Below are 25,095 nucleotides of genomic sequence, written 5' to 3' on the forward strand. Positions count from 1 at the left end.
TATAAGAACGACAAAGAGGTCATGATGAGTAAAGAAATCAAAACCCAGGTCGTAGTACTGGGTGCTGGCCCTGCCGGTTATTCCGCTGCTTTCCGTGCAGCCGATCTGGGTCTGGATACTATTATCGTCGAGCGTTACTCCACCCTGGGTGGCGTCTGCCTGAACGTGGGCTGCATCCCCTCCAAGGCGCTGCTGCACGTTGCCAAAGTGATTGAAGAAGCCAAGGCGCTGGCCGAGCACGGCATTGTCTTCGGTGCACCGCAGACCGACATCGACAAGATCCGTCTGTGGAAAGAGAAGGTTATCAACCAGCTGACCGGCGGTCTGGCTGGCATGGCCAAGATGCGTAAAGTTCAGGTTGTTAACGGCTTGGGTAAATTTACCGGCCCGAACACCCTTGAAGTGGAAGGTGCAGACGGCAAGACTACCGTGACCTTCGACAACGCCATCATCGCGGCCGGTTCCCGTCCGGTGAAACTGCCGTTCATCCCCCACGATGACCCGCGCGTATGGGACTCTACCGATGCGCTGGAGCTGAAAACCGTTCCCGGCAAACTGCTGGTTATCGGTGGCGGCATCATCGGTCTGGAGATGGGTACCGTTTACTCCTCTCTGGGTTCCGAGATCGACGTGGTGGAATTTGCCGACCAGCTGGTTCCGGCTGCCGACAAAGACATCGTCAAGATCTACACCAAGCGCGTCGCCAAGAAATTCAACATCATGCTGGAGACCAAGGTCACCGCAGTTGAAGCGCGCGAAGACGGCCTGTACGTCTCCTATGAAGGCAAGCACGCTCCGGCCGAGCCGGTTCGCTACGACAACGTGCTGGTTGCCGTAGGTCGTGTGCCGAACGGCAAGATGCTCGATGCCGAGAAGGCAGGCGTTGCTGTGACCGAGCGCGGTTTCATCGAGGTGGACAAGCAGCTGCGTACCAACGTGGCGCACATCCACGCCATCGGTGACATCGTGGGTCAGCCGATGCTGGCGCACAAAGGTGTTCACGAAGGTCACGTTGCCGCCGAAGTGATCGCTGGCAAGAAGCACTACTTCGACCCGAAAGTGATCCCGTCCATCGCCTACACCGAGCCAGAGATGGCATGGGTTGGTCTGACCGAGAAGGAAGCCAAGCAACAGGGCCTGAACTTCGAAGTCGCCACCTTCCCGTGGGCTGCTTCCGGTCGCGCCATTGCGTCCGACTGTTCCGACGGTATGACCAAGCTGATCTTCGACAAGGAGAGCGGCCGTGTCATCGGTGGTGCCATCGTGGGTACCAACGGCGGTGAACTGCTGGGTGAAATCGGTCTGGCCATCGAGATGGGTGCTGACGCCGAAGATATCGCGCTGACCATCCACGCTCACCCGACTCTGCACGAGTCCGTGGGTCTGGCTGCCGAAGTGTTCGAAGGCTCCATCACCGACCTGCCGAACGCCAAGGCCAAGAAGAAAAAGTAATTTTCTTCCCCGCTTGTCTAAAAAGCCGCTCGAATGAGCGGCTTTTTGTTTTCTCCTTGCTGCCCCGACTTCAGCAAAGCCCAATATGCTAAAGATAGGTTTTGGCACTGATGAGAGAGGCTCGATGCTAGAAGCACCTATTCCACCCGATGAGGCATTGCGGCTGGAGACCCTGCGGCGGCTATCTTTGCTGGATTCCGAGGCCGAGGAGCGGTTTGACCGGCTGACCCGCATGGCCCGACGGGTGTTCAATGTCCCCATCGCGCTGGTGAGTCTGGTGGATGAAGATCGCCAGTGGTTCAAATCCTGTATCGGACTGGAGGTCCACGAGACCGCCCGGGACATTTCGTTCTGCGGCCACGCCATCATGGGCAATGAGACCTTTATCGTGCCGGATGCTTCGCAGGATCCCCGCTTTGCCGACAATCCGCTGGTGGTGGGCGGGCCCGGTATCCGCTTCTATGCCGGACAGCCACTGCAGATCGCCAACGGCTGCAAACTGGGGACGCTCTGCATCATAGATACGGTGCCGCGGGAATTGAGTGAGGAGGATGTCGGGCTGCTCAAGGATCTGGCGGCGATGGTGGTGCGGGAGCTAGAAGCAGTGCAGCTCGCCACCATTGATGAGTTGACCCTGATCTCCAATCGGCGCGGGTTCGTGATGCTGGCGGAGAAGAGCCTCTCGCTGGCCAGTCGCTTGCAGATGCCACTGGCGCTGCTCTATCTGGATCTCAATGGCTTTAAGGGGATCAACGATCGGTGGGGGCATGCAGAAGGGGATCGGGCCCTGATCGCCTTTGCCACTCTGCTCAAGCAGGCTTTTCGTGGCGCCGATGTGTTTGCCCGCATGGGCGGCGATGAGTTCGCCGTCCTGCTGCCCAATGTGGTGGAGGCGCAGGCACAGCTGGCCTATGAGCGTTTCAATGCCATGTTGGCCGAGCACAATCAGCACAGTGGTTGCGGTTATGCGCTGACCTGCAGCACCGGGATTGTCTGCTATGACGGGCGCGGCTGTGCCTCTCTGGCCGAGCTGCTCACCCGCGCGGATGAGCTGATGTATCAGCGCAAACGGGATGGCAAGGGCTGACTGCTATGCCGGATTAGCCGCCACCAAAACAACAGAGAGCGCCACGGCGCTCTCTGTTTTTGATGACTCAGGTCAAGGTCGGGGTCAGAGTCGGAAGTTGCCAACCAGCTTGTCCAGCTGACCGGAGAGCTGCTGCAGGCTGCGGCTGGACTCGGTCAGCTGGTGGGCGATATCGGCGGTCTCCATGGTGAGCTGGTTGATATCTTCCACGTTGCGGTTGATCTCGCCGACCACACTGGACTGCTCCTCGGTGGCGGTGGCGACCTGGATATTCATGTCGTTGATCTGGGTGATGTGGGCGGTGATCTGGCCGAGGGCGGCGTTGGCCTCATCGGCCTGGCTCACCACCTCCAGACTCTGGTTGCGCCCCTGCGCCATGGCGCTGACAGCGCGGGCACTCTGCTCCTGCAAGCGGTTGATCATCCCCTGGATCTCGGCGGTCGAGGCGGCGGAGCGGTTGGCCAGATTGCGCACTTCATCTGCCACCACGGCGAAACCGCGACCCTGTTCACCGGCGCGAGCGGCCTCGATGGCGGCGTTCAGTGCCAGCAGGTTGGTCTGCTCCGAGATGCTGCGGATGGTTTCGAGGATACTGCCGATGGAGTCGGTCTGGCTCGCCAGCGACTCGATGACCCCTGCCACCTGCTCAATCTCGCCGGAGAGGTCGACGATGCCGTGGCGCGCCTGCGCTACCACTACTGCCCCTGCATCGGCCTGATCGTTGGCCTGTCTGGCTACTTCGGCAGCCAGCGAAGCGTTACCTGCGATCTCGCTCACCGTGGCCCCCATTTCGTGGATGGCGGTGGCCACCTGCACGGTGCGGTCACGTTGGGCAGTACAGTTGTGCTGGGTCAGCTGCGCCTTGTTGGCCACCTCGTTGGCTGTGGCCGCGAGCTGGCGGGAGTTCTCCGCCACCTGCTCGATGGAGCCGTGGATCTTGGCGACGAAGTTGTTGAAGCCGGTGGCGACCTGACTCAGTTCGTCACGTCCTTCCACCTTGAGGCGCTGGGTAAGATCCCCATCGCCGCTCCCCAGCTCCTTGAACAGGCGGGCCAGTTCGTTGAGCGGGCGGCTGACCGAGCCTGCCAGCAGCATCCCCATCAGCCCCATGGCAAGGGCAATCACCAGCGAGATCATCAGGATCTCGTTGCGGGTCTGATCCAGCTCGGCATAGATCTCGGCTTCTGGTACCTGGGCCACCAGATACCAGTCGAGCAGCGGGATATAGCTGCTGGCCAGTACCATGGGCTCGCCATTGACTTCGGCGTTGATGACGGCAAAGGGGCGTTTGGCCAGCAGGCTGCCGGTATCTCCGCTGGCAATGTTGCCAAGCGTGTCACGCTCGATGCGGTTGGCCTCGGGGTGCAGCTTCACCTTGCCGCTGCCATCGACCATAAAGACGATGCCGCTCTCTTCCAGCCGGAAGTTGGAGACCATGGTCACCATGGTGTCGAGGGATTTGGCAAAGCCCGCCAGCCCGCGCCCGTTGAGCTGCTGGAAGTTGACGAACAGCTTCACCTCGCCGTTGCTCTCGCGGAAGATGCTGAGGGTCATCTCCTTCTGGCTCTTGGTGTAGTCATAGAACCAGGCATCTTGCGTGGGGGTCAGGTTGCGCAGAAAGCCATCCTGGTTGTAGTAGGCGGCTGTCTGTCGATCGGCGAAGGAGGCGGTCACCAGACCATACTGGTTGGCCACATCCTTGAGCTGGTTGATGAGGATTGGCTCCTGCTCTTTGGGCATGCCCCGATCCACCCAGTCGAGGATAAAGCGGTCGGTGGCCAGTTGGCGTGCGGCCTGGGCGATGCCGTGGAGATCCTGTTCAATCTCCTTGCTGATCCGCTGGGTCAGGTTGGGGAGCTCCTGCTCGAACATCCGGTTTTCGATCAGTTGCTGGGCCGAGCGTTGGCTGAAGTAGCCTACCAGCAGGCAGGAGACGACCACGGCCAGGGTGACCGTGGCCAGTATTTTCTGTTTAAGAGTGAGGGTTGCCAGCATAAAGGTGCTCAAAAGGTTGAGATTGACGACGCTCATATTAGCGGCAGCGCGGCGCTACCCATGAGGCTTGCAGCCCTTTATTTGCGGATTACGTTTGCGCTCACAGGGGCGGCGGCGTGCCCCTTTGCCATGCTGCACTCGCGGGATGCGGATTGACGGTTGCGCTAACTGCCGGGCCCCTTATAGTAGAGGCCATCCTTGGTGACTGACCCTCTGAATAATATGGAAAATATGATGCGCAGCTTAGGTGCGGGATGGACCCGTCTGCTTTTGGTGATGCTGGCGGCGATGCCGCTGCTGGCTGTGGCGGCACAGGGGGATCGCCCGAAAATTGCGGTGGTGCTCAGCGGCGGCGGCGCCAAGGGGTCTGCCCATATCGGCATTCTCAAGGTGCTGGAGCAGAAACAGATTCCGGTCGATATCATAGTCGGTACCAGCATGGGCTCTTATGTGGCGGGGATGTATGCCATGGGCCTCAGTGCCGAGGAGGTGGAGCGCACCACCTTGGCCATCGACTGGAACAAGGGCTATCAGGACAAGGTGGGCCGCGACGAGCTGTCGCTGCGCAAAAAGCAGCAGAACGAGCAGTATCAGCTGCGCACCGACATCGGGGTGAATGGCGACACCACCCAGCTGCCGGACGGTTTCTTCCAGGGCCAATCCATGGCCAGCCTGCTGCGGGGGGCCACCTCCAACCTGCCGGTGCAGGAGAGCTTCGATGATCTCCCCATTCCCTACCGCGCCATGGCGACCGACATGGAGACGGTCACACCCTTCGTGCTGGATCACGGCAGCCTGGCCAAGGCGATGCAGGCCTCCATGTCCATTCCCGGTGCCCTCAAGCCTGTGGAGTGGGAGGGGCACATCCTGGCGGACGGCGGCAGCGTCAACAACATGCCGGTGGATGTCGCCAAGGCGATGGGGGCCGACGTGGTGATCGCGGTGGATATCGGTGCCAAGCTGCGTACCCGGGAGTCCCTCAAGTCAGGGTTGGCCATGATCGACCAGCTCACTACTTACATGACCCAGGTGGGCACTGACAAACAGAAGGCGCTGATGGGACCGAAGGATATTCTGATCGCCCCCGAGTTTGGCGATATGGGGATCGCCGACTTTGCCCGCATGCCGGAGGGGATCAAGATCGGTGAGGCGGCGGCTGACAAGGTGTCGTTGCAACTCGATAAACTGTCGCTCACCAAGGCGCAGTACAACGCCTATCGCAACCAGAAGCTGAGCCGCCGTGCCGAGCGTAGCGGTCAGCCCGCCTACTTCATCGACAAGGTGGAGATCATCAACAAGTCGCGCCTCTCCGACGAGACGGTGCGCGCCATGCTGAAAGTGCGGCCGGACAAGGTGCAGACCAACGAGAGTCTGGAAGCGGGCATTCGCCGCCTCTATGCCCTTGAGTCCTTCGATCGCATCACCTACGAGGTGGAGGAGCGTGACGGGGAAAACGTGCTGCTGGTGGACGCCAGCGAGAAGAACTGGGGGCCGGGCTACCTCAACTTCCAGTTCGGTTTCACCGATGACTTCGAAAACACCTCCAACTACAACGTCGGCATGTCCTATACCCTCACCAACGTCAACGAGTGGGGGGCGGAGTGGCTGACCGAAGCGTCGCTGGGCACGGCCAAACATATCAAGACCGACTTCTATACCCCGCTCGAACCCTCCCAGACCTTCTATGGTGAGGCGAGTCTGGCCTATGACCAGACCCTGCGCCGCCTGTTTTTCCCCAATCCGGATCCCGAGGCGGTTTCGATAAGCTATCTCGACTCCGAATACTCCTTCTTCAGCGGTGATCTGGCGGTGGGCTGGAACCGCCAGCCCTGGAGCCGGTTGTCGATGGGACTGGAGGGACAACTGGGCACGATTGATGTGAAGAACTTCAAGGGGCTGGAGATGGATGCCACGGCGTGGGGCCCCTATGTCCGCTTTGAACACGACAATCTGGATAGCCGCTATTTCCCCTATCAGGGGGTGAAATGGGATATGAAACTGGGCCACTCCCACGTCAGTGTGGATGGGCTCGAGTCGGCAGATGGCCGCAGTGAAGGCTGGAATTATCAGCTCTCGATGATCAAGCCCTGGTCATGGGACAGGCACAGCCTCAACCTGATCCTCGAAGGGGGTGGCTCGGGCAGTGAAGAGGTGGTGCCGCTGCATATTCAGGATCTGGGCGGGCTGTTCCGCCTCTCCGGCTTCCAGCGCTACCAGCTGAGCGGTCGTTACAGCCTGTTTGGTGGCCTGCGCTACATCTATCGGGTGGCGGACAACGACTTCGGTGCCCTCAAGATGCCGCTCTATCTGGGCGGATCTCTGGAGCAGGGCGGGGTCTGGAACAAGGGTGAGGATATCAGTCTGGAGAGCTCCTTCACCGCCGGTTCGCTTTATGTCGGGGTGGAGAGCTTCCTCGGCCCTGTGTTCCTCGGCTACGGCATGGCGGAGGGGGGCAATGACGTCTTCTATCTGCAATTGGGCAGTACGTTCGAATAATGCTGAAATGATGCCAATTTGTTAACTCTGGTTGAGGGCGTTCAATTAATTTTCAAAAAACACCAGCATGTTTAATTGGTTACGATTTTGTGGTGAATAAGTAAACAGGGTTTGGATTTTAATTAGTCGTTAAAACTTATATAGTGGGGAGCACCCTACGGGGTGTCCCGCAAGGACGATCGCCGCGAGCTTGGGCGAACCCCCAAAAAAAGACCAAAGAGGAATTAGTCGTGCTTGAAACATACCGTAAACACGTCGCAGAACGTGCCGCCGAAGGCGTGGTTGCCAAACCTCTGGACGCAGAGCAGGTCGCTGCCCTGGTTGAACTGCTCAAGAACCCGCCCGCCGGTGAACATGATTTTCTGAAAGAGCTGTTGTCCTCCCGCATTCCTCCCGGCGTTGATGAAGCGGCCTATGTGAAAGCCGGTTTCCTCACCGCCGTCGCCAAGGGCGAAGCCCACTCTCCCATCCTGACCGCCGCCGAAGCCGTCGAGCTGCTCGGTACCATGCAGGGTGGTTACAACATCCAGCCGCTGATCGACCTGCTGGACGATGCGACCCTGGCTCCTCTTGCTGCCAAGGGCCTCTCCCACACCCTGCTGATGTTCGACTCCTTCCACGACGTGGAAGAGAAGGCCAAGGCGGGCAATGCCCACGCCAAGCAGGTGCTGCAATCCTGGGCCGACGCCGAGTGGTTCCTCTCCCGTCCGGCTCTGGCCGAGAAGATCACCGTCACCGTCTTCAAGGTGACCGGCGAGACCAACACCGACGATCTGTCGCCGGCGCCGGATGCCTGGTCCCGCCCGGACATTCCGCTGCACGCCCTGGCGATGCTGAAGAACGCCCGTCCCGGCATCACCCCGGACAAGGATGGCGTCATCGGCCCCATCAAGACCATCGATGCCCTGAAAGAGCAAGGTTTCCCGCTGGCCTACGTCGGTGACGTGGTCGGTACCGGTTCTTCGCGCAAATCCGCCACCAACTCCGTGCTCTGGTTCATGGGCGACGACATTCCGTTCGTGCCGAACAAGCGTGCCGGCGGCGTCTGCCTCGGCGGCAAGATCGCCCCCATCTTCTTCAACACCATGGAAGATGCCGGCGCCCTGCCCATCGAAGTGGACGTCTCCAAACTGGAAATGGGCGATGTGATCGACATCTACCCGTACCAGGGCAAGATCTGCAAGCACGGCACCGACCAGGTGCTGGCCCAGTTTGAATTGAAAACCGAGGTGCTGATCGACGAAGTACGCGCCGGTGGCCGCATTCCGCTCATCATCGGCCGCGGCCTGACCGACAAGGCCCGCGAAGCGCTGGGTCTGCCGTTCTCCACCGTGTTCCGCCGTCCGCAGCCGGTCGCCGACACTGGCAAGGGCTACACCCTGGCACAGAAGATGGTGGGCAAGGCGTGCGGCGTGCAGGGCATTCGTCCGGGCACCTACTGCGAGCCCAGGATGACCACGGTCGGCTCCCAGGACACCACGGGCCCCATGACCCGCGACGAGCTGAAGGATCTGGCCTGCCTCGGCTTCTCCGCCGATCTGACCATGCAGTCCTTCTGCCACACCGCGGCTTATCCCAAGCCCATCGACGTACAGACCCACCACACCCTGCCGGACTTCATCATGAACCGCGGCGGTGTCTCCCTGCGTCCGGGTGACGGCGTCATCCACTCCTGGCTGAACCGCATGCTGCTGCCGGATACCGTGGGTACCGGTGGTGACTCCCACACCCGTTTCCCCATCGGCATCTCCTTCCCGGCGGGCTCCGGCCTCGTGGCCTTCGCCGCCGCCACCGGCGTGATGCCGCTGGACATGCCGGAATCCGTGCTGGTGCGCTTCAAGGGCGAACTGCAACCGGGCATCACCCTGCGTGATCTGGTCCATGCCATCCCGTACGCCGCCATCCAGAAAGGGCTGCTGACCGTCGAGAAGGCGGGCAAGAAGAACATCTTCTCCGGCCGTATCCTCGAGATCGAAGGTCTGCCGACCCTGAAGGTGGAGCAGGCGTTCGAGCTGGCGGACGCCAGCGCCGAGCGCTCCGCCGCCGGTTGCACCATCAAGCTGGATAAAGAGCCGATCATCGAGTATCTGAAGTCCAACATCGTGATGCTGAAATGGATGCTGTCCGAAGGTTATGGCGATGTGCGCACCATCACCCGCCGTATCAAGGGGATGGAAGAGTGGCTGGCCAACCCGGTGCTGATGGAAGCGGACAAGGATGCCGAGTACGCCGAGATCATCGAGATCGATCTGGCCGCCATCAAGGAGCCGATCCTGTGCGCGCCGAACGATCCGGACGACGCCCGTCTGCTGAGTGACGTGGCCGGCGACCAGATCGACGAGGTGTTCATCGGTTCCTGCATGACCAATATTGGCCACTTCCGCGCCGCCGGCAAACTGCTCGAGAAGTATCAGGGCGAACTGCCGACCCGCATGTGGATCGCGCCGCCCACCAAGATGGACAAGGATCAGCTGACCGAAGAGGGCTACTACGGCATCTTTGGTCGCGTCGGTGCCCGCATCGAGATCCCGGGCTGTTCCCTGTGCATGGGTAACCAGGCGCGCGTGGCGGAAGGGGCCTCCGTGGTCTCCACTTCCACCCGCAACTTCCCGAACCGTCTGGGCAAGGGGGCCAACGTCTACCTGGCCTCTGCCGAACTGGCCGCTGTGGCTGCCATCATCGGCAAGATCCCGACCGTGGCGGAGTACCTGCAGTATGCCAAGGCGCTGGATGCCACCGCCGCAGATACTTACCGCTACCTCAACTTCAACGAGATCGCCTCCTACACCAAGAAGGCCGATGCGGTGATCCTGCAGCAAGCCGTTTAACGGAGTTCTTGCGCGATTTGCGCGATAAGAAGCCAATAATGCCGCGTATTTACGCGGCATTATTTATTTGTGTGTTATTCACGGTCTTTTTTGAAGATTGTTTGCACGATCCTTGCTAGAGAGATCCAACCACCTGTTTGGTGGTTCGTTTTATAAACGCTTTGGGTTATGTTGTTCGGTTATGTGCGGTAATGATGAGGCATCGTTATCGAGGGAAAGTGGATATCTGTTCACTGGGTGCTTGCGTTGGCAGGCCTGACGAATTGCGGCGTGGTTCTTTATGTTTCTGTTCAGGATCGATCTCTCCCGAACCGGGTTACGCTTCGGCGGTGCCTTGCTGGTCTTTACCCTGCCGCTGCTGGTGGGAGCTTGGCTCATCCACAGCAATTATGTGCAGGAGCTGAAAGCGGAATCCAGCGCCTCGGCCCACAAGGCCAGAACCCTGATGGAGTCGATGCTGGATCATGCGGAGCAGGCCAACCGCTCCGTGCTGCCTCTGGTGAATGCTCCCTGTCACGACAACCTGCTGGTGCTGCGCAAGAAGGTCGCCATCGAGCCCTTCCTGCGTTCGGTCAATCTGGTGCGAAACGGCATCATCAATTGCACCTCGCTGTTTGGTGAGGCCAATGATGCCGATGACGGCTCCATTTACACCGGCCGCAAGCTGTTGCTGATGAGTGGCAACCGGGTGCGGCAAAATCACCCGCTGCTGGTGGTGCGCACCGAGCGGGGCAAGGATGCTGCCTTGAGCGCCATCGACAGTACCCAGCTCAGCTTCATGCTCACCATGAGCGGAAAATCCAGTGCGCTCTATCTGCAGGTGGGGTCGGCCTGGCTCAATGAGTCTGGCCGCTATCTGAGCGAGGCGCCCACCCTCCATCGCGGGATCAGCCAGGCCCTCACCTCATCCCATTATCTTTTCACCATCCATGCCGGTTATGCCATGCCGGTCTATTGGAAGTCGCTGTGGGCCGCGCGGCATGTAGCGCTGTCGTGGCTGGCGGTTTCCTCGCTTTTGTTGGCCTGGCTGGTGTGGTGGGTGCTGGGGCGCCCCGGCTCGCCAACAGATGAGTTGCGACGCGCCCTGCGGGCCAGGGAGTTTGTTCCCTATCTGCAACCGCTGATTGCCAGCCACGATGGCAAGATGATGGGCGCCGAGGTGTTGATGCGCTGGGAGCATGTCAATGAAGGGGTGATCCGGCCCGATCTCTTTATTCCGCAAGCGGAGGAGTCGGGACTGATCGTCCCCATGACCACCCATATCATGAAGCAGGTGGCGACACGGTTGAACCGCTCTCAGGAGCAGTTGCCCGATGGGTTTCATATCAGCTTCAACATCAGCGCCGCCCATTGTCACGATTTTGCCCTGCTGGCCGAGTGCCGCGCCTTTCTCGGTCACTTCCTCCCCGGCAAGGTGGTACTGGTGCTGGAGCTGACCGAGCGGGAGCTGTTGATGTCCGATCCCCAGACCCTCTCCCTGTTCCGCCAGCTGGACGAGATGGGGGTCAAACTCGCCATCGACGACTTTGGTACCGGCCACTCCAGCCTGGCTTACCTGCAGCAGTTTCATGTGGATTACCTCAAGATCGACAAATCCTTTATCGCCCGCATCGGTACCGAGTCGCTCTCGGAACATATTGTGGACAATGTGATCGATCTGGCGACCCGGCTCGGTCTGGCGCTGGTAGCGGAAGGGGTGGAGAGCGAGCGTCAGGCTGACTACCTCAGGGCCAAAGGGGTCGATTATTTACAGGGATACCTGTTTGCCCGCCCCATGCCGCTGCGCCAGTTCTGCGAGGAGCTGCTGCCGGAAGAGGCACAAACCCGCCAGCCAGATGGGGTGCGAGGCATCCCGAACGCCACCTGATTTATCGGTGACAGACGGGCGGACACGCTCCCGTCTGGCAGGGTAGGGGAGTGCTCTCTCCCTATCCCCCCTCGAGTGCAGGGGCTTGTTTTTCATGCCTTGCGGCTCGCTTTTCGGTAGAATCAGCGCTCATTTTGACGTCAGTAAGAGATGAGGCGCGGTATGACGGTTCAGTTCCAGGCATTTCACAGCATCAAGGCGATCGGTAATCGGGAGGTGCTGTTCAACTGGTCGAGAACCAATCCCCTCGGGGCGCTGGATCAGGTGTGGCGCCCGAAAAGCCGCGACGAACTGCAGCAACTGCTGCGGGAACACCCCGAGCGCAAGCTGCGCCTTATCGGCTCCGGCCTCTCCTTCGAACCCATCCACAGCGTCTATGCCGAGGGCTGTCAGGCACTGCTGGTGGACTTGCACCACCTGCGCGGTCAGCTGGCCAAAACCGCCGATACCGTGACCTATCAGGCGGGGACGCCCCTCGATACCGTTTATGCCGAGCTGATCGCCATGGAGCGGATGCTGCCCGCATCCCCCGGTGTCATCGGTATCCAGACCCTGGGCGGCGCCCTCAGCACCGGCACCCACGGCCAGGGGCTGCACCAGTCAGCCCTCTGCGATGCGGTGGAGGCGATGACGGTGATGCTGGCCAGTGGCGACATCATCCGGGTGGATCGCACCGACCCGCGCTTCGGCGCCTTCGTGATGGGGATGGGGATGCTCGGCATCCTGCTCGACGTCACCCTGCGCACCGTGCCCAACCGCATTATGCGCTGCACCAAGTTCACCACCGATTACCCCTTCCTCTTGGAGCACAACGAGCGGCTTAACCGCGAGCACGGCTTTGTGAAGAGCTGGTGGTTTGCCTGGACCGGCGAGAGCCACATCTGGCTGGTGGATCCCGCCTCCGATGAGGAGGTGGCCCGTTACCGCGCCGGCGGCAGCGAGCCGCTGCTGCTGGATGGCGATATCGACGCCCGCATGAATGCCACCATTGATGCCACTTTGCAGAAGATGGCGAAAGATACCAAGGATGAGGCGTTGGCTGGCGAGCACTTCGAGACAGTACGCCGCTTCAAGGATGCCTCCGATCTGGTGGGCAACGTCTACCAAATTCTCTGCAAGGGGATCCCGGCCCCCCAGATCAACTGTGAGGTGGCGGTGCCGCTTCATCGCATGAACGAGGCACTGGAGACCCTGCAGGCCTGGCAGCAGGCCAACCCGGGCGTGCTGCACTACCCCTTTATCCTGCGCTGTACCGGCCCCTCTGAGGCCTGGCTCAGCGCCGCTTATGGCCAGCCGGTCTGCTGGATCGGTTTTCTGGTCTATCTGGCGGCGGACGGCACCTTCGTCAACGGCTCCATGGAGCAGATGCGCGAGCTGCAACAACTGCTGGTGCCGCTCGGCGGCATTCCCCACTTCGGCAAACATCTGGCGATGGATCTCTACGACTTCCCGGCCCTGCTGCCGCGCTGGAACGACTTCGTGGCGTTGAAAGCCGAGCTCGACCCCTATGGCCGCTTTGAAAACCGCTGGCTCAGCGACCTGTTTGCCAACCGGTAAGGATCTGACATGACCGATATGCAAGATACCCGTATCCCAGTGACCCTGCTGACCGGCTTTCTCGGTAGCGGCAAGACCACCTTGCTCAATCACTGGGTCAAGCAGCCGGAGCTTGGTGAGTGCGCCGTGCTGATCAACGAGTTCGGCTCGGTGGGGCTGGATCACCATCTGGTGCAACAGGTGGATGAGCAGGTGATGCTGCTCGACTCCGGCTGCATCTGCTGCTCGGTGCAGGGCTCTTTGGTGGAGGCGTTGCAGGGGCTCTTTATGAAGGCCATCCAGCGCAAGATCAAACCGTTCAAGCGGCTGATTATCGAGACCACCGGTCTGGCAGATCCTGCCCCCGTGCTCTTTACCCTGCGCGAAGAGGGCTTTATCGCCCAGCGCTACCGCTTCGATGGCACTGTCACCGTCGTGGATGCCGGCCATATCGAGCAACAGCTGGCGGCTCAATATGAAGCGGTGAAACAGGTGGCGCTGGCGGATCTGCTGGTGGTGAGCAAAGGCGATCTGGTGGATGACGAGCAGCTGGCACGGGTCGAAGCCCAGTTGGCGGCACTCAATCCGGCGGCCCCGATCCAGCAGGTGACCAATGGTGAACTGTCGCCAGCAGTGCTGGAGAAGCTCGGCGTCTACAACGAAGCGGCAGGGCGCGATGTGCGCCAGCTGCTGGCCTGGCTGCGCACCGAATCCCCCAAGCAGGGGCTGGCGTCACCGATGCAGCCGAAGATGCAACCGTTCGCCGCCAAGGTGGGCACAGCAGCGCCCACCCACTTCGAGCACGGCAACATCGAGAGTTTCTCTTTGCGTATCGGCGAGCCGCTCAAGCCCTCTCGTCTGCTGGCCGCCATCGATGCGGTGCAGGCGCAGTATGGCGATGCCCTGCTGCGCCTCAAGGGGATTTTGCAGCTGGAAGGGGAGAGCCAGCCGGTGGTGATCCACGGCGTCCACGGCCAGCTCTATCCGCTGCAGGCATTGGGTGACTGGCCGGAGGGCAAGGCCCAGTCCCGACTGGTGTTTATCGTCAAGAGTCAGGACAAGGCCGGTATCGAGCAGCTCTTTATGGCGACCCTCAAGGCCCCCGAGCCCACTCTGGAAGAGCGGCTCAAAGCCATGCTGGGTCAGCCCGACAACTGATCTTGCGCGTTGCAGCTCTCCTGCACCGGGTCAGGATGGCGGCGGTTGAACAGCACAAACGCCACCGGCACAAAGTAGAACGAGAGCAGGGTCGCCAGCGCTGTGCCACCGGCGATGGCGATGGCAAAGGGTGGCCAGAAGCCGCCGCCCCCCAGCAATAGCGGGATGAAGCCACCCACTGTGGTGATGGTGGTCGAGACGATGTGGCGGCTGCAACCGGCCACCAGATCACGGATCTGCGGCAGATTGCCCTGTTGTGCCAGCGGGTCTGCCTTCAGCTCGGCCAGAATGACGATGGCGGCGTTGATGGCCAGCCCCATCAGTCCCAGCAGGGCGATGATCACCGTAAACCCGAAGGGGTAGCCCAGTAGCCAGACCCACAGTAGGCCGAGCCCCGCCGACTGGATCGCCACCAGGGTGACGATGCCTGCCAGCCGGAACGAGTTGAAGCTGAGCACCAGCACGGCCACCAGCAGCACGGCGACCAGGCTGACATGGGCCATCAGATTACCCACCGATTCATCCCGTTTGGCGGCTTCCCCGCCAAACTCCAGTCGATAGCCCGGCGGCAACGCCAGCGCCTTGACGGCCAGCCTCTCTTTGACCTGCTCCAGCACGGTTTGCGGCAGTACGCCGACCGCCAGATAGGCCTCCAGCACATTGACCCGCTCACCATCCCGACGGCTGATCTCCCCCCAGCTTGGCAGCAGCTCGGGAGTGGCCAGCGCCCGCAAGGTGAGATTGGCTGCCCCTTGCTGGCCGGTGCCGGTGAGCGATAGCGGCACATTGAGCAGCGCATCCGGATCCTGACGCAAGGGCTCGGCCAGTCGCACCCGAACCGGGATTGACTCGGTGCCTTCCAGCACAGTGCCGCCCAACCTGCCATCCAGTGCGCCCGCCAGCCGGGAGGCAACATCGGTCAGGCTCATGCCTGCCAGTCGGGCGGCCTCCTCATCGACCTGCAACCAGAGTTTGGGTGCCCCTGCCTGCAAGGTGGCGCGGGTCTGCACCACGGCCGGGGTATTGGCGAGCAGACTGCGCAGCTCCTCTCCCAGACGGTGTAGTTGTTCAAGGTCGGGGCCAAACAGCCGCAGCTCGACCGGGGCATTGAAGGGCGGCCCCTGTTCCAGCTTGCGCACCAGGATCTGCGCTTCGGGAAATTTTGCATCGAGCCGCTGCTGCAGTTGTGGAATGAGCCGCTCGGCGGCATCGGCATCCTGCAGAGTGATCATCCCCTGGGCGTAATCGGCCCGCCCCTGTTTTCTGGGCACCAGGTTGTAGTAGAAGCTGGGGGCGTTGTCGCCCACCACCCAATCCTGACGAACCAGCTCGGGGAGGCTGGCCAGCTCGGCGGAGATCCCCAGTGCCAGCTCGCGGGTGCGCGCCAGGCTCGCCTGTGGGGAGAGGCTGGCCTCGATGTGGATCATGTCCCGGTCGGCAGGGGGAAAGAACTGTTCGGTGAGGCGGCCCGCCACCCAGAAACCGAGCAGGGGCAGCAGACTGACCAGCAGCAGGGTTCGCCATGGGTGAGCAAGCGCCATGGCGATGCTCTGCTGGAAACGGGCGCTCACCCGGGGCAGGTGCAAGCCATCCTGATACCAGCGCCCCCCCTGATCACTGCCAATCCAGCGGGCTGCGAGGCCAGCCACCAGGGTGTGGGCGATGAGGTAGGATCCCAGCAGCGAGCAGATCACCGCCCAGGCGATGCCGCCGACAAACTCGCCTGCGGGGCCCGGCATCAGAATGATCGGCATAAAGGCGAGCATGGTGGTGAGGGTGGAGCCCAGCAGTGGCAGCCAGAGGTGGCCGATGGCTTCCAGTGCGGCGGCACTCATGGCCATGCCGTGGCGGCGCTGATACTGCACCCGATCCGCCATGACGATGGCGTTGTCCACCATGATCCCGAGCGCCACCACCAGACCGGTGACCGACATCTGGTGAATGGGCAGATTGATCAGGTTCATGCAGGCGAATGAGAACGCCACGGTAAGCGGCAGCGACAGGGCCACGATAATGGCGGCCTTGACCCCCAAGGTCACCAGCAGCACGGCCACTATGATGAGAAAACCCTGCACAATGTTGATGAGCAGGGTGTCGAGCCGCTGATCGGTATAACGCTGCTGATCGAAGCTGGTGACGAGGCCGATATTATCCGGCAAGTCCTGTTGCAGCTGGGCCAGCATGGAGTCGACCCGTGCCGACCAGAGGTCGATGCGGTGATCCTGTGTCATGCGCAGACCGACCACCACGGCCCGCTCACCATTGGCAAAGGCCAGCTGGCTCTCCGGCTGGTGCAGGGTACGTCTTACCTCGGCCAGATCGCCAAGGCGCAGGGTCTGGCCCTGCTCGCCGGTACGCAGCGGGATCTGGCGGATCCGCTCCAGGGTATCGAGGGCACCGCGGATCTCTACCTGAAAGCGATTGTGGCTGCCCTGCAACTCCCCGGCGGCCACTTTGGCATCGGCACCGCTCAGCGCCTGGGCAAGCTGTTCGCCACTCATGCCGCTGGCACTGAGGGCGAGGGGATCGAACCGCACCTCGATCTCCTCCTGCGGTGCCCCGACCCGCTCGACGTATTCGGTACCCGGCAGCTGGCGAGCCCGGCGTTCCAGCTCGGCGCTGTAGCGGGCGAGGCGATCCAGCTGTGGCTGGCCCGGCCCGCGCCAGACCACATTGACCAGCCGGGTGAAGGGGTAGCCCTTCTCGTCATCCAGCTTGGGGGCACTGGCGCCGGCTGGCAGTCCGGCGGCCAGATCTGCCAGCCGGTCACGGACTCTGGACCAGACGGGTTCGACATCGCTGACCTCATCCTTGAGCTCCAGATTGATGATGGAGAGGCCGGGGCGAGAGCTCGACTCGATCAGCTTGATCTCGCTCTGGGCCCGCAGCCGGTTCTCGATGGGCTCGCTCACCAGCGCTTCCACCCGCTCGGCGCTGGCCCCGGGGAAGTGGGTAACCACGCTGGCAAAGCGGCTGGTGAGCTGGGGATCTTCGGTTCTGGGCAGGGTCTGCAATGCCGCAAGGGCGGCCGTCAGCAGCAGCGCGACCGTCAGCAGCAGCAGGCGGCCATTCTCGATAAACGGGCGGATCATGACTGTGGCTCCGGATGCGCCGCCTGCTGATCCACGCTGGTTGTCAGGGTGACCTGCTGGCCCGGCACCAGTTTATGCAGGCCATCGGTCACCAGCTGTTCCTGTCCGTTCAGGGCACCACTTATCCAGGCTCGTTCGCCATCTTGCTGCAGCAGGGTGACGTCCCGACTGACCACTCGGGGTGGCGTTTCGTCGTTGAGCAGATAGAGGGTCCAGCTGCCGCGCAATCCCTGGGTCAGCGCGGTGAGCGGCACCTCGTAAGCACGGGTGGGCTCGCGGGTCTGATGCAACAGGGTGATCAGTTGCCCCTCTGCCAGTTGTTCGCCGCCCCGGGTCAGCTGGAAGCGGGCGGTGCGGGTGTGGGTCTGCCCGTCCACTTGTACCCCCAGATTAAGCAGGCGCCCCTCCAGTGATTGCTCCCCGCTTTGCAGGGGGTAGTGTTGGCCGACGATCAGGGACTCGGCCTGTTTCACCGGCACGCCGATATCGGCCTCCCACTGGCCGCTGCGGGTCAGGGAGAAGAGAGGCTGGCCTGCGGCCACCACGGCCCCCAATGCCTGCTCGCGGCTGACTACGATCCCGTTGAAGGGGGCGCGCAGCTGTGATTTCTCCTGTTTGACCCGGTTGGCTTCGAGGGCGGCGGCCAGCTGGTTGGCGCTTGCCTCCAGCATGCGGACTTTGCCTTGCTGTTCATCCAGCGCCTGACGGGAGCTGAACTGCTGCTGGCGCAGGGCGGTGAGTCGTTCGAGCGTCTGTCGGGCAAGGGTCAGCTCGGCCTCGTTCTGGGCGGCCCGGGCGGCCAGCTCTTTGGCTTCCACTGCCAGCAGCCGGGTATCCAGTGTGGCGAGCAGTTCGCCAGCCGCGACCGGCTCTCCCCGTCCCTTGTGCAGGGTGGCGATCCGCCCTGCCAGCTCGAAGCCTATCTGGCTGTGCTCGGGGGCGATCACCCTGCCATTGAAGCGGTGTAGCACCGGGTAGTGATCGCTGGCTTGCAGTGGCTGGGCGATCACCCGGGTCAGGGCGGGTGTTTCTTCTGACTCTGTGACCGGGCTGCAGCCACTCAGTAACAGCGCCAGCAGGATTAAGCAAAGTGTCATGACATCATCCTCTGGTTGACATAACATCAAATCACACCGGTGAGTCTAGTTTTTCGAAACTAGACTGTCCAGTTTGATTGTGGAGGAAAAATGAACATTTCACCCCGTAGTCAGCAGAAGCGGGCTGCGATCCTCGATGCTGCCGGGCGGCTCTTCTGTCAGCACGGTCTGCATCTGGTCAGCATGGACATGGTGGCCAGTGAAGCGGGCGTCTCCAAGCAGACGGTCTACAGCCATTTTGCCAACAAGGAGTCGCTGTTTGCCGAAGCGGTGGGCAGCAAGTGCGTCAGCAGCGAGCTGATGCCGGAGGTATTGTTGCGTGGCAACAATGTGCGGGAGAGCCTGATTGCCTTTGGTCGCAGCTTTCGCAAGTTGATCCTGAGCGATGATGCCATCAATATCTTTCGCACCTGCATCAGCTGCAACGATGCCCAGCTGGCCACCCTTTTTTTCGAGGCGGGCCCGCTCTACGTGACCGAGATGCTGTCCAACTGGCTGGAGCAGCAGAAGCAGCAAGGCCTGCTGTGCCATCAAGACAGCGAACAGGCCGCCTTGCAGCTGTTGCTGATGTGGCAGGGCAAGGAGCGCATGCTCCGTGAGCTGGGTCTGCCGTTGACCCAGAGCGCTGCCGAGCAGGATGCCTGGACCCTGAGTTGTGTCGATCTCTTCCTGACCGCCGCCGCTCCCCCGCAAAAATAATGGAGGTGGCAATGAGCCACACAGTGACAGATGCCCAGCGCAAGTGGCTGCCCCTGCTGGCGGCGGTCGGTTTCTTTATGCAGGCGCTGGATGGCACCATTCTCAACACCGCCCTGCCCAGCATGGCCGAGACCTTGGGGGAGAGCCCGCTGCAGATGCAGTCGGTGATCATTGCCTACATGTTGACGGTGGCGTTGCTGATCCCGGCTTCCGGCTGGCTGGCTGACAGATTCGGCACCCGCCGTATCTATCTGGCCGCCATCTCGCTCTTTACCCTCGGCTCGCTCGCCTGTGCCGCCTCCAATTCGCTCTCCATGCTGGTGGCCGCCCGGGTGCTTCAGGGGATTGGCGGTGCGCTGCTGATGCCGGTAGGACGGTTGGCGGTGCTGCGGGTCTATGACAAGCACGAGCTGCTGCGGGTGATGTCGTTTGTCACCATCCCGGGGCTGCTCGGCCCGCTGATGGGGCCGGCACTCGGTGGCTGGCTGGTGGAAGTGGCGAGCTGGCACTGGGTATTTCTCATCAACCTGCCGGTGGGGCTGCTCGGCTTTATCGCCAGCTGGCACTTTATGCCGGAGCTGCGGCAGCAGACCGCCCGGTTCGACTGGCAGGGCTTTGTGATGTTCAGCGTCGGCATGGTGCTGGTGTCGGTCGGCTTGCAGGGGCTGGGGGAGCACAGCATCTCCACCGGTTGGGCGCTGTTTGCGCTGATCTTCGGCTTGGCGGCGATGGCGAGCTACTGGCTCTATGCCGCCAATGCACCGCAGCCGCTCTTTAGCCTGAACCTGTTCAAGACCACCACCTTTGCCATCGGCATCTGGGGCAACCTGTTTGCCCGCCTCGGCAGCGGCGCCATGCCTTTCCTCACTCCGCTGTTTCTGCAACTGGGGCTCGGTTTCTCCCCGAGCAAGGCGGGGATGACCATGATCCCCACCGTGATTGGCGCCATGCTGACCAAGACGCTGGTGAACAAGCTTATTCCGAAGGTGGGCTATCGCCGCATCCTGATCGGCAACACCCTGCTACTGGGGGCGATGATCGCCAGCTTCTACTTTATCGACAACCAGCTCCCCTACGGGGTCTTGCTGGGCTGGCTGGCGATCTTCGGCGCCATCAACTCGCTGCAGTTCTCCGCCATGAACACTCTCACGCTGCAAGATCTCAGTCCGACCCTGGCCAGCAGTGGCAACGGTCTGCTCTCGGTGGTGATGCAACTCTCCATGAGTTTGGGGGTGGCGATTGCCGCCAGCCTGCTCGGGCTCTTCTCGGCGGGTACCTCAGCGGGCACCTTAGTGGCCGAGGGTCAGTGGCTGGCCGGGTTCCACCTTACCTACCTCTGTGTCGGGCTGCTCTCCATGCTGGCGGCGCTGATCTTCGCCCAGCTGGCGCGCGATGGGGCTACGCCGTCGGGGCGGGCAGATAGCTGACCTCGCAGGGGAGCTGCGCCAGTACCTCGGCCAGATGCTCGGTCGCCAGCAGAAAGGTCTGCTCCGGGTGGCCCGGAGTCCAGGTGAAGGCGGTGTGGTTGAGCAGTTGCGGATCCACCAGTAGCGGAATATCGGCGCGGGGCAGGAAGGGGCAGACCGCCCCCGGCAGGCAGCCGATCTCCGCCTGCATCTCTTCGGCGGTGCAGATGGAGGGCTTGGCGCCGAGCGCAGCCTTGACCGCCTTGTTGTCGAGCCGTCCGTCCCTGTGAGTCAGCAGCAGGGCGAAGCGGCCATCCTTGAACTTGAGAAACAGGGTCTTGCTGAACTCCGCCTGCCAGCCGAGGCGGGCTTTGACCTTTTCATCGGTGGCGTAGTCGAGGATGGGTTCATGCTCATAGCGCTGGTGGGGCAGTTCGGCCAGTAGCTGGCAGTTGAAATGGTGAATGGTATCGAGTGGCATGGGGTTCTCCTGTAGTGGGCGCTATCCTGCCAGCCTCGCAGGGTCAGGCCCAATGACACTTTCTTATCCGTGATAAGCAACTCTGTCCGTGAAAACAACAAGGGCGCCGTGAGGCGCCCTTGCGGATCAGTGATGCTGCAATTCGCACGCTTCCCAGTGAAAGGGAATGGGGCACAGCTGCTGGGAGGCCTTGTCATAGGCTTGCCACAGCTCGCCCATGGTGCGGCCATCGACGGGGTGGCGCAGTTTGGGGGCCAGCTCGGCCAGTGGCCAGAGCACGAAGGCGTTGGTGAGCACTTCACCACGCGGCAGCACCAGCGGGGTGTCGCAGACCAGATCGCCATAGAGCAGCAGATCGAGATCCAGGGTGCGCGGGGCGAACTTCTTGGCATCCGGCTCGCGGCCGTGGGCGAACTCCATGGCCCGCAGTCGCTGGCAGACGGTGGCCAGTGGCAGATCGGTCTCGGCTGCCGCCACCAGGTTGTAGAAGGGGCGGCCGTTGAAGCCGATGGCCTCGCTTTCGAATACCCGGGAGACCCGCAGCTCGCCAAATTCGGCGTGCAGGGCATCGAGCCCGGCGCGGATATGGCGATCCCGCTCGATGTTGGAGCCGAGGCTGATATAGATGGTGGTCATCAGTTGCTGCTCGCGGCCGGCGTGCGATGGCGCAGGATCTCGACGCCGACTCCGGCGGCATTGGGCACGGCGCTCGGCTTGGTAAGGGTCACCTTGACCCACTGTACCCGCTCGTCGGCGAGCACCAGCATGGCAACCTGCTCGGCCATGGTCTCGACCAGTTCGACGACTTTGCCGGTGACATGCTCGCAAATCTTGTTGGAGAGGTCGGCATAATCCAGTGCCAGATTGATGTCGTCGGTTGCTGCCGCGGGGCGATTGTCGAACCCCATCTCGAGGTCAAAACGGAGCTTTTGGCGAATGCCCTTCTCCCACTCATATACACCGATGGTGGTCAAAACTTCGAGTCCGCGAATAAACACCTTGTCCATGACTGTACTTCTTCTTTACTCTTGATGGGCTGTGATGACAGCGCAGGGATGCTGGCCGGGCAACAGGCTTGCCGAGGCGCTCTGGGTGGGCATGGGCCCATGCCAGCGTATGTGGCCCGCATCATACCCCATTCATATCGTGGTAAAAACGACCAAGATGACGGCCCTGACGATTTTGATGATTATTCTGGCCTACCTGGGTGGTTCACTATCCAGTGCTGTGCTGGTCTCTCGCTGCAGCGGTCTGCCCGACCCGCGGGATCATGGCTCCCACAACCCCGGCGCTACCAATGTGCTGCGCCTCGGTGGCCGGATGGCTGCGCTGGTGGTGCTGCTGCTCGATGTGCTCAAGGGCACTGTGCCCGTCTATCTCGCCTGGTATCTGCAGATCAAACCCGTCTACCTCGGCTTTATCGGGGTCGCCGCCTGCCTCGGCCATATGTACCCCATCTTCTTTCATTTTCGTGGTGGCAAAGGGGTGGCGACGGCGCTGGGCACCATGATGCCTATCGGTTTCACCATGGGGGGCGCCGTGATAGGTACCTGGCTGCTGGTGCTGCTGGTGAGCGGCTACTCCTCGCTGGCCTCCATCATTACCGTGCTGCTGACGCCGCTCTTTACCTACCTGCTCAAACCCGAATATACCCTGCCAGTCTCCCTGCTCTCCTGCCTTATCCTGATCCGCCATCACGAGAACATCTCCCGCCTGCTCAAGGGGGAGGAACCCAGAGTCTGGGGGCGAAAAGGCGCGGCCTGTGCCGAAGAAGTGGCAGAAATGGACGATGTTGAGCAAAAAAGAGACGAACGAGACAAAAAGTGAAATTTCCCGTTGACCATCCGCCTTAAAATCCGTTTAATAGCGCCCACGCCCAGATAGCTCAGTCGGTAGAGCAGGGGATTGAAAATCCCCGTGTCGGCGGTTCGATTCCGTCTCTGGGCACCAATTTTGGTGCCATGAAATAAAAAATTTGTTCATGCACAATGGTTTAAAGTGTGCCGGCTTAGCTCAGTAGGTAGAGCAACTGACTTGTAATCAGTAGGTCACCAGTTCGATTCCGGTAGCCGGCACCATTTGCCCAGATAGCTCAGTCGGTAGAGCAGGGGATTGAAAATCCCCGTGTCGGCGGTTCGATTCCGTCTCTGGGCACCAATTACAATTCCTCCTTAGTTCAGTCGGTAGAACGGCGGACTGTTAATCCGTATGTCACTGGTTCAAGTCCAGTAGGAGGAGCCAATTCAAAAAGCCCTTGTCGCAAGACAAGGGCTTTTTTCTATTTGGCGCAGCCATTTTTTAACCATAAAAACAACCACACACGCACAGATGAACCGCAGGATAGATATGGAAAATCATGTAGTTATAGAGTCAAAGGGGCGACTTGCCGCCATTCGGAACTGGATGGAACCCGTGCTGGTGCTGCTTATTCTTGGCAGCCTGTTCGGTTACCTCGGCAGCCAGATGGGCCTCTCTGCCATGGTCAACACCCTGTTCAATACCGCCCACCAGCTGCTGCTCAATACTGTGCTCTTTATCATGGGGATCACTGTGCTTTCCGGTGCCCTGAGCCAGCTCTTGAGCGAGTTCGGGGTGATCCGCCTGCTGGAAGTGCTGCTGGCGCCCCTGATGAAACCGGTGTTTCGTCTGCCCGGTCGCACAGCGCTGGCGGCCCTGATGACCTTCTTCTCCGACAACCCGGCGGTGATCAGCCTCGCCAAGGACAGCCGCTTTCGCAAAGGCTTCACCCCTTGGCAGCTGGTGTCGCTCACCAACTTCGGCACCGCCTTCGGCATGGGGCTGATCGTGGTGACCTTTATGGCCACCTTGCAGCTGCCGAGCGGTGAATCCACGGCCAGTGCGGCGCTGATCGGGTTGCTGGGTGCTCTGGTGGGCTCGGTGGTCTCTACCCGACTGATGCAACGGATGATCCGCCCCTTGGTGGGGGAAGTGCTGAACGATGACGCTGTATCGTCCGACGGCCGCAAGGTAGGGGTGACCAAAGAGGCGGCTCCCGGCTGGCTGCGGATCCTCAACTCTCTGCTCGATGGTGGCAAATCCGGTGTGGAGCTGGGGATGGCGGTGATCCCCGGGGTGCTGATCATCAGCACCTTCGTGATGTTGCTCACCTTTGGCCCGGGCGACAAGGGCTATACCGGCGAAGCGTTTCAGGGGGTTGCCCTTCTGCCGGTGCTGGCCGCCAAGGTGAGTTGGCTGTTTGACCTGCTGTTCGGCTTCCAGCAGCCGGAGCTGGTTGCCTTCCCGGCTACCTCCCTTGGTGCGGTCGGTGCCGCCATGTCGCTGGTGCCCCCTTTTATCGCCAAGGGGTGGATCACTGGTAACGAGGTCGCGGTGTTTACCGCCATGGGGATGTGCTGGAGCGGCTTTTTGAGCACCCATACAGCCATGCTCGATGCCCTCGGCTATCGCCATCTCACCTCCCGCGCCATCGTCGCCCACACTATCGGTGGCCTGTGTGCCGGTGTGGCCGCTCACCAGCTCTATCTGCTGCTGGGCTGAGTCGGGTTCAGACACGGAAACAAAAAGAGGCTCTTCGGAGCCTCTTTTCATTTCTATTGGTCACGCCTTGTGGGCGGATCACCGCTCGATTAGTAAGCCCGCAGGTCGTTATTCGGTGCCTGATCGCTGCGGTGCTTTTGTCAGGTTTTACTCTGTTGGTGCCATCAGCAGCGGAAGTGGCTCAAAGAGTTGGCGATCCGGGTGTGAAAAGAGGGCGATAGCTGCCGGGGGGGCGGCAAAACGCTTTGCCACCATATTGCCACTACCGCCCGTGGCGGCAGCTACTGGCCGCCTGACCCCCCCCTTTGCGCTCGGCCATCTCCTGCGTGCTGGTTGAACAAATAGATCAGCCATTCAAGGGATTAGCCGGTGCGGTGCGTTT

17 protein-coding genes and 4 tRNA genes are annotated in these 25,095 nt (G+C 61.3%); 15 read left to right on the forward strand and 6 right to left on the reverse strand.

Annotated elements, in window-relative coordinates; translation table 11 throughout:
- The first annotated feature begins 24 nt into the window (after nt 1-24).
- Together lpdA and AB5Y84_RS00600 are read left to right on the forward strand one after the other, a co-directional pair.
- Nucleotides 25-1,452 carry a dihydrolipoyl dehydrogenase gene (lpdA, locus tag AB5Y84_RS00595; RefSeq protein WP_005336123.1) on the forward strand — a complete coding sequence of 476 codons (1,428 nt, stop codon included), beginning with the start codon at nt 25-27 and terminating at the stop codon, nt 1,450-1,452.
- A gap of 124 nt (nt 1,453-1,576) precedes the next feature.
- Nucleotides 1,577-2,539: a sensor domain-containing diguanylate cyclase gene (locus AB5Y84_RS00600; RefSeq protein WP_368176166.1), complete on the forward strand. Its 963-nt coding sequence runs from the start codon at nt 1,577-1,579 to the stop codon at nt 2,537-2,539.
- Between the two features lie 84 nt (nt 2,540-2,623).
- Here AB5Y84_RS00600 and AB5Y84_RS00605 read toward each other — a convergent pair whose 3' ends face one another.
- Nucleotides 2,624-4,534: a methyl-accepting chemotaxis protein gene (locus AB5Y84_RS00605; protein ID WP_110304492.1), complete on the reverse strand. Its 1,911-nt coding sequence runs from the start codon at nt 4,532-4,534 to the stop codon at nt 2,624-2,626.
- Between the two features lie 234 nt (nt 4,535-4,768).
- On the opposite strand from AB5Y84_RS00605, the gene AB5Y84_RS00610 reads away from it, so the two are divergent.
- From AB5Y84_RS00610 to AB5Y84_RS00630, 5 genes are all read left to right on the forward strand, one after another.
- A complete protein-coding gene (locus AB5Y84_RS00610) occupies nt 4,769-7,030 on the forward strand; it encodes a patatin-like phospholipase family protein (RefSeq protein WP_368176167.1) in 2,262 nt (753 codons plus the stop codon).
- Nucleotides 7,031-7,260: 230 nt separating this feature from the next.
- On the forward strand, nt 7,261-9,858 hold the full coding sequence (gene acnB / locus AB5Y84_RS00615; protein ID WP_368176168.1) for a bifunctional aconitate hydratase 2/2-methylisocitrate dehydratase: 2,598 nt from the start codon (nt 7,261-7,263) through the stop codon (nt 9,856-9,858).
- Nucleotides 9,859-10,138: 280 nt separating this feature from the next.
- Complete coding sequence (locus AB5Y84_RS00620) at nt 10,139-11,725, forward strand: EAL domain-containing protein (protein WP_368176169.1); 1,587 nt, start codon at nt 10,139-10,141, stop codon at nt 11,723-11,725.
- Nucleotides 11,726-11,887: 162 nt separating this feature from the next.
- A complete protein-coding gene (locus AB5Y84_RS00625) occupies nt 11,888-13,282 on the forward strand; it encodes a D-arabinono-1,4-lactone oxidase (RefSeq protein WP_258721558.1) in 1,395 nt (464 codons plus the stop codon).
- Nucleotides 13,283-13,291: 9 nt separating this feature from the next.
- Nucleotides 13,292-14,419 (forward strand): GTP-binding protein, encoded by a 1,128-nt coding sequence (locus AB5Y84_RS00630; RefSeq protein ID WP_258721559.1) that lies wholly within the window; start codon nt 13,292-13,294, stop codon nt 14,417-14,419.
- Here the strand turns inward: AB5Y84_RS00630 and AB5Y84_RS00635 are convergent.
- Nucleotides 14,404-17,511: an efflux RND transporter permease subunit gene (locus AB5Y84_RS00635; protein ID WP_368176170.1), complete on the reverse strand. Its 3,108-nt coding sequence runs from the start codon at nt 17,509-17,511 to the stop codon at nt 14,404-14,406. The two genes, AB5Y84_RS00630 and AB5Y84_RS00635, sit on opposite strands and share 16 nt — an antisense overlap.
- Nucleotides 17,508-18,608, reverse strand: coding sequence for an efflux RND transporter periplasmic adaptor subunit (locus tag AB5Y84_RS00640; protein ID WP_201905163.1), 1,101 nt, complete (start codon nt 18,606-18,608; stop codon nt 17,508-17,510). The genes AB5Y84_RS00635 and AB5Y84_RS00640 overlap by 4 nt, the downstream gene beginning before the upstream one ends.
- A 90-nt stretch (nt 18,609-18,698) precedes the next feature.
- Between AB5Y84_RS00640 and AB5Y84_RS00645 the strand changes: the two genes are divergently transcribed.
- On the forward strand, nt 18,699-19,307 hold the full coding sequence (locus tag AB5Y84_RS00645) for a TetR/AcrR family transcriptional regulator (protein WP_005355070.1): 609 nt from the start codon (nt 18,699-18,701) through the stop codon (nt 19,305-19,307).
- A gap of 11 nt (nt 19,308-19,318) precedes the next feature.
- The gene (mdtD, locus tag AB5Y84_RS00650) at nt 19,319-20,734 is read left to right on the forward strand and encodes a multidrug transporter subunit MdtD (protein WP_368176171.1); all 1,416 of its coding nucleotides are present in this window, start codon (nt 19,319-19,321) and stop codon (nt 20,732-20,734) included.
- Here the strand turns inward: mdtD and AB5Y84_RS00655 are convergent.
- From AB5Y84_RS00655 to folB, 3 genes are all read right to left on the reverse strand, one after another.
- Complete coding sequence (locus tag AB5Y84_RS00655; RefSeq protein WP_005336108.1) at nt 20,706-21,194, reverse strand: YbaK/EbsC family protein; 489 nt, start codon at nt 21,192-21,194, stop codon at nt 20,706-20,708. The genes mdtD and AB5Y84_RS00655 overlap by 29 nt on opposite strands.
- Before the next feature lie 126 nt (nt 21,195-21,320).
- Nucleotides 21,321-21,830 (reverse strand): 2-amino-4-hydroxy-6-hydroxymethyldihydropteridine diphosphokinase, encoded by a 510-nt coding sequence (gene folK, locus AB5Y84_RS00660; RefSeq protein WP_335820107.1) that lies wholly within the window; start codon nt 21,828-21,830, stop codon nt 21,321-21,323.
- Nucleotides 21,830-22,201 carry a dihydroneopterin aldolase gene (folB, locus tag AB5Y84_RS00665; protein WP_335820108.1) on the reverse strand — a complete coding sequence of 124 codons (372 nt, stop codon included), beginning with the start codon at nt 22,199-22,201 and terminating at the stop codon, nt 21,830-21,832. The genes folK and folB overlap by 1 nt, the downstream gene beginning before the upstream one ends.
- A 157-nt stretch (nt 22,202-22,358) precedes the next feature.
- Between folB and plsY the strand changes: the two genes are divergently transcribed.
- The 6 genes from plsY to AB5Y84_RS00695 all read left to right on the forward strand — a co-directional run bounded on the left by plsY (nt 22,359) and on the right by AB5Y84_RS00695 (nt 24,713).
- Nucleotides 22,359-23,021 (forward strand): glycerol-3-phosphate 1-O-acyltransferase PlsY, encoded by a 663-nt coding sequence (plsY, locus tag AB5Y84_RS00670; RefSeq protein ID WP_335820109.1) that lies wholly within the window; start codon nt 22,359-22,361, stop codon nt 23,019-23,021.
- A 47-nt stretch (nt 23,022-23,068) separates the two neighbouring features.
- A tRNA-Phe gene (locus AB5Y84_RS00675) sits at nt 23,069-23,144 on the forward strand.
- Between the two features lie 52 nt (nt 23,145-23,196).
- Nucleotides 23,197-23,272: transfer RNA gene (locus AB5Y84_RS00680), tRNA-Thr, on the forward strand.
- Nucleotides 23,273-23,275: 3 nt separating this feature from the next.
- Nucleotides 23,276-23,351 (forward strand) — tRNA-Phe (locus tag AB5Y84_RS00685).
- Between the two features lie 8 nt (nt 23,352-23,359).
- Nucleotides 23,360-23,435, forward strand: a tRNA-Asn gene (locus AB5Y84_RS00690).
- A gap of 105 nt (nt 23,436-23,540) precedes the next feature.
- Nucleotides 23,541-24,713, forward strand: a complete 1,173-nt coding sequence (locus tag AB5Y84_RS00695) for a nucleoside recognition domain-containing protein (RefSeq protein ID WP_005355060.1) — start codon at nt 23,541-23,543, stop codon at nt 24,711-24,713.
- Nucleotides 24,714-25,095: the final 382 nt, after the last annotated feature.

It is taken from the genome of Aeromonas sp. s11, assembly GCF_040907945.1.
In the GTDB taxonomy this organism is placed as follows: Bacteria; Pseudomonadota; Gammaproteobacteria; order Enterobacterales; family Aeromonadaceae; genus Aeromonas; species Aeromonas veronii.